2 protein-coding genes are annotated in these 2,799 nt (G+C 47.3%); both read left to right on the top strand.

Annotation, left to right across the window (positions count from 1 at the left end):
• Positions 1-157 precede the first annotated feature (157 nt).
• A complete protein-coding gene (locus WBA23_RS16765) occupies positions 158-1,207 on the top strand; it encodes a glycoside hydrolase family 43 protein (protein ID WP_424583436.1) in 1,050 nt (349 codons plus the stop codon).
• Positions 1,208-1,361: 154 nt separating this feature from the next.
• The coding region (locus WBA23_RS16760) for a glycoside hydrolase family 97 N-terminal domain-containing protein (protein WP_424583435.1) at positions 1,362-2,799 on the top strand (1,438 nt) is incomplete at its 3' end.

Genomic DNA, 2,799 nt, shown 5'->3' with positions numbered 1-2,799 from the left:
GCCCACTTTGAAAATCATCTCTAAGATCGGTAATTATGTATGTTTAGTCGCTACAAAATTGCCGATCTTTTCTCTTTTCTGAAAATCCAACCTCACCCTACTTTATTTTTGTGTACGGTACTGAAATTATACCCTAAACCAAGCAAAGACTAACTACGTGCAACGATTAACTTACGGATACTTTTTCTTATTATTCATTGCTATCGGATGTACTAGCAGCCCTACCGATACTACATCTGCTGCCGACAGTATTGCCCGAGCGGGTAATCCCGTTTTTGAGGGGTGGTACGCCGACCCGGAAGGAATTGTGTTCGACAGTGCGTACTGGATTTATCCGACCTATTCGGCTGCTTTTGAGGAGCAGACATTCATGGATGCATTCTCTTCCCCCGATTTGGTGAATTGGACGAAGCACTCTCGCATCATAGATACGGCAGCGGTGAAGTGGGCGCGACAAGCTATGTGGGCTCCGGCTGCCATAGAAAAGGATGGGCAATATTTTTTATTTTTTGCGGCCAATGATGTGCAGCGACCCAGTCGTCCGAATTGGGATGAGAATAACGATATTAACCACTTTGGGGGTATTGGGGTAGGAGTAGCCGACTCTCCGGCGGGGCCCTTCCGCGACTATTTGAACAAACCCCTGATTGCAGATTTCTACAACGATGCTCAGCCCATCGACCAGTTTGTGTTCGAAGACACCGACGGAACTTATTATATTTTTTACGGTGGCTGGAGTCACTGTAACTTAGGGAAACTTAACGAAGACTTTACTGCTTTAGAACCCTGGAGCGATAGCACTATAGTGAAGGAGATTACCCCGGAAGGCTACGTAGAAGGCCCCTTCGTTTTTCTGCGAAACGAACAGTATTACTTCATGTGGTCGGAAGGTAATTGGACGGATAGCACGTATACGGTAGCCTACGCGATAGCCGATCAGGTAGACGGCCCGTACCAGCGTATGGGTACTATTTTATCGTCTGAACCAGGATTGGCTACCGGAGCAGGTCATAATTCAGCACTTCGGGTACCGGGCACTGACGACTGGTATATCATTTATCATCGTCGCCCCATTCCTAATGAGGATCGTGACCATCGGGTTACCTGTATTGATCGATTGCTGTTTAATAAAGATGGTACTATTCAGCCAGTGAAGATGACTCGCCGAGGAGTGCAGGCTCGGCCTATTGCTCTGGATAATCGCTAACGTATGCTAACGAATAGGTGCTTATCTTTGCAAGACTCGATGATTATTATTACCCTAAGGAATTGTTTACAATAACCAGCTTTCTATGATTTGCCGCCTTTCTTTCGCTCTTCTTCTGCTAATTTTTACTGCTTGCACTAGCTCAGAAAATTCTATGGTAACCTCTGTCCCCTCTCCTTCCGAAAATATCACGATTGACTTTGCTCTCCAGGAGGATGGTACTCCTAGCTACTCCGTTATGCGAGGGGAAACTGCGGTGATCCAGCCGTCTACGTTAGGCTTTGAATTTCAAAACCAACCTGTACTGAGTAGTGGATTGGAAATTATCAGTACTGATACTGGTTCAAAGGATGAAACCTGGGACATGCCCTGGGGCGAACAGCGTTCGGTACGCAATCGCTATAATGAATTAATCGTGCACTTGCAGGAGAAAGAAGCTCCCAACCGACTACTCGATATTTACTTTCGGGCGTATGACGACGGAGCAGCCTTTCGTTACCACTTTCCTGAACAGGATGGGGTTGATAGTTTGATCATTATGGAAGAAAAAACCCGGTTTGCGCTCACCGGCGATCATACCTGTTGGTGGCAACCCGGAGACTGGGATATCTACGAGCACTTGTACAACACCAGTTCGTTCACCGAAATTGACGCTACTACCAAACGCGATCATCCCGATCTAAATTCTTCCTACATCCCCGAAAACGCAGTGAACACGCCCATCACCATGCGTACGGCTAATGGACTGCACTTAAGCTTTCATGAAGCGGCTTTGGTAGACTACGCCGGAATGACCCTGCGCATTGATCCGGAAAACTTACAGATGGAAAGCGGATTGGTAGGCTCCGACCGATTAGGCTATAAAGTGAAACGAGCATTGCCGTTTAGCACTCCCTGGCGCACAATTCAGATTAGTGATAATGCGGCCGGACTGATTGAATCTAAGTTGATCGTTAACTTAAACGAACCGAATAAACTAGGTGATATCAGTTGGTTTACTCCGATGAAGTACGTAGGTATTTGGTGGGAAATGCACCTGGGTATCTCTACCTGGGACATGGAAGGCACCCAAGATATGTCTACCTACACCACTGAGCAAGTGACCGGCAGTAAGCACGGCGCCACTACTGAAAACGCTAAACGTTATATTGATTTTGCTTCCGAAAACGGCATTAAAGGTTTACTAGTAGAAGGTTGGAACACCGGTTGGGATCACTGGATTGGCTTTGAAGACCGGGAGGGAGTCTTTGACTTTATCACTTCCTATCCCGACTACGATATTGAGGAAGTAGTTCGCTACGGAAGAGAGAAAGGAGTAGAACTGATTATGCACCACGAAACTTCGGCAGCTCCCCGCACCTACGATCAACAGATGGATACAGCCTACGCCTTGATGCAGTCGCTGGGCATTCATTCGGTGAAGTCGGGTTACGTAGGACCGATTATTCCGAAGGGGGAGTACCACCACGGGCAGTGGATGGTCAATCACTATAACAACGCTGCGATTAAGGCTGCGGACTATCAGGTTGCGGTAAATGCCCACGAACCGATCAAAGCTACCGGACTACGCCGCACCGATCCTAATATGATTG

The organism is Tunicatimonas sp., from assembly GCF_049647865.1.
Lineage (GTDB): Bacteria > Bacteroidota > Bacteroidia > Cytophagales > Cyclobacteriaceae > Tunicatimonas.
The sequence above is the reverse complement of the archived record's forward strand: the minus strand, read 5'-3'. Positions and strand labels throughout refer to the sequence as shown.